At 66.1% G+C, this 7,240-nt stretch carries 5 protein-coding genes; 3 read left to right on the top strand and 2 right to left on the bottom strand.

Features of this window, described 5'->3' with window-relative positions; all coding sequences use genetic code 11:
• The coding region (locus tag OXH60_12265; protein MDE0712894.1) for a DHA2 family efflux MFS transporter permease subunit at window positions 1-1,398 on the top strand (1,398 nt) is incomplete at its 5' end.
• A gap of 769 nt (window positions 1,399-2,167) precedes the next feature.
• Here the strand turns inward: OXH60_12265 and ftsZ are convergent.
• The gene (gene ftsZ / locus OXH60_12260; protein ID MDE0712893.1) at window positions 2,168-3,949 is read right to left on the bottom strand and encodes a cell division protein FtsZ; all 1,782 of its coding nucleotides are present in this window, start codon (window positions 3,947-3,949) and stop codon (window positions 2,168-2,170) included.
• A gap of 747 nt (window positions 3,950-4,696) precedes the next feature.
• Between ftsZ and OXH60_12255 the strand changes: the two genes are divergently transcribed.
• Both OXH60_12255 and OXH60_12250 read left to right on the top strand, forming a co-directional pair.
• Window positions 4,697-5,071, top strand: coding sequence for a hypothetical protein (locus tag OXH60_12255; GenBank protein ID MDE0712892.1), 375 nt, complete (start codon window positions 4,697-4,699; stop codon window positions 5,069-5,071).
• On the top strand, window positions 5,038-5,403 hold the full coding sequence (locus OXH60_12250; GenBank protein ID MDE0712891.1) for a hypothetical protein: 366 nt from the start codon (window positions 5,038-5,040) through the stop codon (window positions 5,401-5,403). Before OXH60_12255 ends, OXH60_12250 begins: the two co-directional genes overlap by 34 nt.
• 328 nt (window positions 5,404-5,731) lie before the next feature.
• Here OXH60_12250 and OXH60_12245 read toward each other — a convergent pair whose 3' ends face one another.
• Window positions 5,732-6,784 carry a hypothetical protein gene (locus OXH60_12245; protein ID MDE0712890.1) on the bottom strand — a complete coding sequence of 351 codons (1,053 nt, stop codon included), beginning with the start codon at window positions 6,782-6,784 and terminating at the stop codon, window positions 5,732-5,734.
• Window positions 6,785-7,240 lie beyond the last annotated feature (456 nt).

The following is a 7,240-nucleotide window of genomic DNA, read 5'->3' as shown; positions in this document are numbered from 1 at the left end:
TTCGGGATCGGCCAGGACCAGGCCCACTGGATCTACACCGGGTTCCTGTCGGCCATGGCGGCGGGCATGTTGCTGAACGCCACGCTGATGACCCGGTTCGGGCCGCGCAACGTGTTGCTGGGAGCGTTGGCCATCTTCTCGGTCGCCGCGCTCGTCGGCCAGTACGTGCCGACGTTCTCCGGCGTGGTCATGGCGCGGGTCGCGCAGGGACTGTGCGCAGGCCTGGTCCAGCCGCTGGGGCTCAGCGTCGTCTATCTGGCCTTTCCTCCGGAAGAGCGCGGCAAGGCCATGGGCTGGTACGGCGTGGGCATCGTGTTCGGGCCGGCAGTCGGGCCGCTGATCGGCGGTTTCATCATGGAGGAGGCGCATTGGCGCATGGTCCTCGCCGCCCCACTGCCGATCATGTTCATCGCGGCCTGCCTCGCCTCACGCTTCGTCCCCGGCCGCGACGACGACGCCGTCCAAACCCCGTTCAACGCCGTGAACTTCGCGCTCGTGATCGCGTCGGTCATGCTGTTCCTCACCGGCATCAGTGCGGGACAACGCGACGGCTGGACGACCGACCTGGTCTTTTTCCTGCTCTTCGGCTCGGCGAGCGCGATGATCGCCTTCGTCGTGCGGGAGCTCTCCACGCCCAATCCGATCCTGCAGCCCAAGTTGTTCACGTACCCGAAGTACGTGGCCTCCGCGATCGTCGCGTTCGTGTTCGGGGCCGGCGTGTTCGGCACCCTCTACATCATTCCCGTACTGGTACAGACCGTCCAAGGCCTTTCCCCCCTGGGGGCCGGTCTGGTCCTGCTGCCCGGCGGCATCTTCATGCTGATTGCCTTTCCCATTGCCGGGCGGATCGTGGGCAAGATTCCGGCCTACATCACGATCGGATCGGGTCTCCTGATCTTCGCCTATTCCTGCTGGCTGCTCGCCGGCGCCGGGATCCTCACCACGTTCTGGACCATGGCCGCGCTGATCACGCTCGGCCGCGCCGGCCTCAGCATGATTCTCCCGGCCCAGAACCTGGTCACCATGGAAGCGATACCGCGCGAGCTGGCGGCCTATGCCTCCGGCACCAATTACTTCATCCGGATCGCGGGCGGGGCCATCGGCGTCAACGTTCTCGCCATCTACATGGAATCCCAGATCGCCAAGCACGGTCACGAGTTGATGGTCAGTCAGACCGCGGACAACTTCGTCTCGACCGGTCTTCGCGACACGCTGTTCATGTTCCTGGAGACCACCGGCCTGCCGACGGAAGCGCGCCTCGGTGTGGCCGAAGGCTACCTGCGGGACGTGCTTTCCCTGAAGGCGCATGAGCTCGCCTTTCAGGACGGTCACCTCGCCCTGGCGATCTTCTTTCTCGTGGGCGCGGTCACGTCCGTACTGATGCTGCGGCGATCCTGACTTCCCGGCTGCCGGCACCGTGCGACGGAGCTCGGCCGGGGCCTGGCAATCCGCAACGGGACCGCACGTTGAAGGCACGGCAAAGCCAGTAGGAACGACCGTCCGCACTGGCCTGAGCACCGACCGTACCGGAACCGACCGCCTGTCTCCGGCGACGGGCCCGATCGACGGCACCGCCGTCGAAACGTCGACGCAGGCAGGTAACCGGGCGTGGTCGAGGCGGGTCCAGGAAACTGCGTTCCGGGCTAGCTCACCGAGAATGCGGACGTGGATTGCCGGAGCCGGACAAAAGCGGTCGGCGGTCGCCGCACGGAGACCGGGCGGCAACCCGAGCTGGCGTTCCCTAGGACCCTTTCGGAAACCGCCAGGACATAAGCGTGCGCCCACGCTTATTCGGGGTACAGCCGCCGACCGCGATGGAATCCTCCTCTCCTGTCGGTGCCGGTGGTCGCGGGTTGCCCGGGGCAGATAGGGAGGAATACCTGCCGCCAACGCGATTCAGACCGGCACCCGAGGAGGGTTGGTGGTCGTCACCATTGAGATCCAATGTTCGGATGAGGAATCTCCAGTACACTAAATCTGATGGACTTTTCTATATCATGTGTAAACCTGACTTTACAGTACTAGATATAGATAGTCAAGACGCTAAACCGCACACTTTCGAGTGGCCGAGAGGGCGGTCACGGCGGTGGCCAGCGGGGCGCCCGCGCGCGGCCTCGACAGGCGCATGCAGATGGAGGAAGGGTTCGCGACGGCCCCAGCCGTCCTGCTAGCGCATCGGGAGAAAGCCGAACAGCTTCGTCCAGGACGATTTCCCCCCGCCGGCCTTGGAGTCCGAATAAACCGCCGGGCGCAGGTGCGGGGTAGCGACGACATCGCGGGCAACGGCCGCATCCGCTACCCGGTTGGATTCCGTAGCGCCGTCCGACCCCAACCCCTGCCCCGCCGTGTTGGAGCCGGCACCGCTCGTGCTGCGGGCACGGATACCCTTTCCGTTTCCGTCGGACTGTGATTCCCGAACCGGTACATGGGAAGCAGACGCACGAAGCGCGGGGCGGGGAGCCTCCGTCCGCGAGCCCGCCGCGCTCTGGACACGGTGATCAGGCGTCCGTACCTCCTTTCCGCCCCGACCAGCCGCCCCTACAGCCACGCGACCGGCGCCGTTGGTCCTGGCGACGACCTCGACTCCCGGTTGCGGCGCCGGGGTTCTCTCTTCCGCGGGGGCGCCCGCCCGTTGGCCGGCCGGTCTTGCGTCGGCTGCCGGGGCCCCTGCCAGGTCCAGACCGTTCACGTCCGACCCCGCACCGACCGCGGTGTCGGACGTTTGGCGGGCGCCGCCGCCCTCGCGGCGCACGGGCGGCGGATCCAACACACCCAGAATGTCGAGATGGCCCTGCACGCCCGAAACCTCCCGGCCGGACAGCGGCTCCGGCACCGGGGTTTTCGGTGGCTTCGATCGGTGGCCCGGGACCCGGCCCGAAACTTCCTGGCCGGACGTCGGCTCCGACCCCGGGGCCTGCGGCGACTTTGCGCGATGGACCGGGATCCCGGGCGGGACCGTATCGAGACCGGGCCCGTGCCTCCGGTCAAACCCGGTCATGACGACGGATACCCGGATCGCGTCGCCCATGTTGTCGTCGATAGCCACGCCGATCTTGAGATTGACGCGCTCATGCGTGCGGCCGCGGATGATCTCCATGATCCGTTCGGTCTGCGTGAGACTCACGTTGGCGCTGCTCGTGATGTTGACCAGCAGTTTTGCTGCCTGGCCCACCTCCAGCCCCTGGTAGCTGAGGAGCGGGTTGCTGATGGCCGCGTGGGTCGCCTCCTCGATCCGGTTCTCGCCGGTGGCTTCGCCGGTGCCCATGAGGGCCGCGCCGGCGTTGTTCATCGCCGAGCGGACGTCGGCGAAGTCCAGGTTGATCAGGCCGGGGCACATGAGCAGATCGGTAATCCCCCGGACACCGTCGTAGAGGACGTTGTCGACCAGCCGGAACGAGTCGAGCAGGCTCATCCCGTCGGTCTGCACATCGAACAGCTGCTGGTTCGCGATCACGACAAACGTGTCGACGGTCTTGCGCAGTTCCTGCAGGCCCGCCTGGGCCACCTCCGCCCGGTTGACCGCCTCAAACGTGAACGGCGTCGTCACGACGGCGACCGTCAGGATCCCCCGTTCCTGGGCCGCGCGGGCAATCACCGGAACGGCCCCGGTCCCGGTGCCACCGCCGAAACCGGCCACGAGGAACAGCATGTGCGCGTCGCCGATGGCGTCCATCACCTTGTCGATCGACTCCTCCGCGGCCTCGCGGCCGACGACGGGATTGGACCCGGCGCCGAGGCCCTGTGTGCTGTTGAGGCCAAGCCGCACTCGGGCCGGGCAGGCGGAACGCCGGAGCGCCTGGAGGTCGGTGTTGCAGGCCACGAAGGACACGCCTTCGAGTTCGCTCTCGATCATGTGGTCGACGGCGTTGCAGCCGCCGCCGCCTACGCCGACGACCGTGATCCTCGGTCTGAAGTCGAGGTCTTCGGGGACACTGATGCTGATCGGCATGGTGATCTCCATGTGAACTCGGACCCCAGTCCGCGCCTGCCTGGGAATTCTCCCGGAGCCAATGGAACGCGGCGCGAAGATCGCCGGCCCAGATGCCGATCACGGTCAGCATCCGGCCCGCCTCCCGGGCGGCGTTCAGCCATCAGGTCTCCTCTGCGCTGACATCCAGCGTCACGTATGCGTCCGTCATGCCCAGAGTATCATCGAAGGTGGGGACGACCACAACATAATGTGTCTTCACAGGTAAGCAACCACACTATGGAGGAGACTTATGCCTTGGAATGAGACCACCCTTGCACCGTCTGCGAGGCTCTGTCTGTCGTTGGTCAGCGTCCCTGTCAGGCACCTCCGGGGGGGGGGCGCGCTTGCGCACAACGCGTCCCGGTCCCCGCCGGTCGACCGCTGCAATGCCCGGGCCGAGTGCCGCCAACCCATCAACGGGCCCGGTTAGGGTTGCCCGAAGAGAACCGCGAGAGGTCGTGGCGGGACGCGAACGGGAGCAGCGATCCCTCTCGCGTGCCCCCCTGCGCCCGAACTGCCGGACCCACCCGCCCGGTCGTCGCGATCAAGCAGGCGGCGCTGATGATGCGCAAGGTTGCCGGGCGCCACCGACTTCGCCAAGCGGTACTGGCCCCATACACTGCATACGATCCGGAGGTTGCGGCGGTGGAGTAACGCTGTCTCGTCCGGGTGGCAGCGGAATTGCCGGCCGGGGGTCGGATGCGAGGTTGCAGGGGCGCGCTGCTGGTGGCCTGTGTTCTGTTGCTGGCGGCCACACGGTACGCGGACGCACAGGAAGGGCCCTACGCCGGAGTGGCGGCCGGATGGAATCGGGCCAGTACCGACTACACCAAGGGCATCGGTCTCGACGAGCCGCCCGCGAACTACGAGACAGCGACCAGCGGCGCACGGAGCGGGGTTGGCGTGGTGCGGGCGGCGCTCGGTTACCGGACCTCCGTCGGCAGCCGCCTGTACGTATCTGGGGAGTTGGAGGCGGCGCTGTACGGGGGCGACAGCCCGGCGGGCTACCTGCGGGAGGGCACCGGCGTCGGGAACCGGGACGTGTGCCAGGCCCGTGGAGCGTGGAGATGGAACGCGGTTTCAATATCAACGCCCGGCTAGGGTGCGCGCCCGGCGGGCTGCTGGGCGAAGGCGGATCGATCTACGTCGTCACCAGCGTGCTTTGGGAACGGGCAACTGTGCGGTGTGGTTCCGACATCGGCGGGGCATCGATCCGGAGCGTGGCTGATTACACGTTGCGGCCGTGGGTTGCCGGCGTGGGCGTGGAGTGGGGGAGCCTGGAGAGCCGGATCGGGCTGGAGGTTCGGTACTCGGCGGCTGACCTGGAGTTGCGCACCGGAAGGGACGGGTCGGCGCTCGGGAGGCCGCGCATCGACCACCGGTTCGGCGTGCGCGAGGTCGGCGTTCAGCTGGGTTACACCCGCTCGTTCTGATGCGCATTCCTGATGCGCAGTTCAGCAAATGAACCCCCAGTTTGAAGTTGTCACGATTGGGAAAATTACGGTTGCCCGCCACAAATGTTGATGAACTTCAACTGGGCTCATGCACAAGCGGGACGAAGTAAGGCTCGTCGAGGAGCAACCGGAACCGCACGACGGCCCGTCCGGTACCGGGCCAGTTTGATCTCCGATTGCCGGAAGTGGTCCCCATGGGCACGGACGTAGCCGACGGGCACTCGGTGGAAGCGGCGGAGACAGCAGGGAGCATCATCGAAGAGACCATGAGGTCGATATCTTCCCGACCTCCAGGGAGTAGGTCGCGTCAGTCGCGAGTTGCCCCGAACGCGGCCGTAAGGTCGTCACGCTCAAGGCTACCGGCCACGCCTTCATGTCCCGTTCCGTAGAACTGGCCGTTCACGGTGCCGTCGTCGCCTCCGGTGCTGCGCAGGTAGTTTCCGCCGACCGTGATCGTGTATCCAAGGCGTCCGGTGCTCCATTGGGAGCCAGTTCCAACCACGCCGGGCACCGCGCCCGCGACCCACGACTGCAACTCAGTAAAGTCCGCGCGCCCGTCCAGCGTACCGAGGTTGACGCTGAGTTCGGCATTGCCTCCCACCACCTCCAGAGCCGGCGTGAAGCCCAGCAGGTCGCCATTCCACGTCGCGGTACCGGAGAGACTGTTGTTGTCCCCGATTGCACGGGTAGGCTCGATGCCCGATGTCCAAGGCATGCTGACGCCGTTGCCGTGCCGCACGCCGAATGCGACGTTATCGAGTTCGCCGCTCAAGTGGACGGTCTCTTGTGACCACGCTCCCAGACTCAAGGCCGACAGATCCTCAGGCTCTGTCTCCTCCCCGAGCCTTGTGTAGAGCGCTTGAAGCCCCGCCGCATCGATGCTCGGCAGCGAGCCATCCAAACGAAACCATGCGTTGTACATATTGGAGTCTTCAAAGGCCGGGGCATCGACGTGCCCCTGCAGCCCGAGCGAGTGCAACATCTCGTGGACGAGCACCGAGACGACATCGTGATCGGGGCGGCCGCCAAAGAACTCTCTGTCCATCTCGACGGACGAGGCTCGCAGACGCTTCTTCTCCCATCGGTCCTGATGCGCGTCGTACACGTTTTCCACGCTCTGATGCGCAAGCGCTTCGGAACCAGGCCGCCCCCCTTCGGGGGGCGTACGGATGAATTCGACGAAGAGCTGGCCATCCGGGATGCCTGGAAGACCCTGCTGCCACTCACCTGCAACGCCAGCGGGCGCATCGGCTCCGATGATTAGGTGGTGATCGTAGGGCAGTGCGCGGTTGATGAGCGCCACGGCGTACGCGGTAATCGCGCGTTCGCGCAGACTGGCACCGCGAGCCACGCGCACCATGGGTGGCTCCGCGAACCGTACGAGCCCCGGAGGATGCGTCCAACTGTAATCCGGCCCGGCTTGCCACGGGCCACCGCTCGCGTGCACCCTAAGGTACTCTGCAACCCGGTTGACCGGCTCGCCATCGTCCGAGCGCCGCCACGATGTCTCAATCTCGTCGAATGGTTCGGGCGGCGGAGGCGTCACGCAGTCCGGTGGATTCCCCGTCTGCCCCGACGGACACTGCTGCGACGAAGGCGTGCTGACTAAGGGTCCCTGACTGCTGCTTTCGGTAGTGGCGCTGCCGCCACCTCCACCACAGCCGGCCAGCACAACGATTCCAATGGCGAGGAGGAGTACGAACTCGCTGCGCAAGAGACCACTCCGCATCACGATACTTCAGTGATCGTTGACGCTGTGAATTTAGGTCGTTGCGGCACCGATCGAATGGTCCAGCCCCGAAAGGTTTGCCCGTCG

It is taken from the genome of Rhodospirillales bacterium, from assembly GCA_028824295.1.
In the GTDB taxonomy this organism is placed as follows: domain Bacteria; phylum Pseudomonadota; class Alphaproteobacteria; order TMED109; family TMED109; genus VXPW01.
The sequence above is the reverse complement of the archived record's forward strand: the minus strand, read 5'-3'. Positions and strand labels throughout refer to the sequence as shown.